This window comes from Peribacillus sp. SIMBA_075 (assembly GCF_046534585.1).
Genome location: NZ_JAWRYN010000959.1, coordinates 1 through 258 on the forward strand (window position 1 = coordinate 1; position 258 = coordinate 258).

Here is a 258-nt window from a genome sequence, read left to right on the forward strand (position 1 = left end):
CTGAATATAATTTTCCAGAGAACTATTTCGAATAAGAGTAGATAATCGATTCATTATTACATTAGGATCCTTAACAGGCTCGTATCTATTTGTGTGTTTTACTATATATTTTGAAAGTATTTCAGCAAAATTCCTATATAAACTCTTTTCCTCTTCTGTAAAATTTATTGCAAGTACACCTTGGGAAATATCAACTGAAATGTCACGAAACGACGCATATCTTTCACGGGGATTTAATTGTATCATCTTATCGATGAT

General features: G+C 30.6%; 1 protein-coding gene. It reads right to left on the reverse strand.

The window, feature by feature from the left end; translation table 11 throughout:
* The coding region (locus SB775_RS31115; RefSeq protein WP_410865130.1) for a hypothetical protein at nucleotides 1-258 on the reverse strand (258 nt) is incomplete at both ends.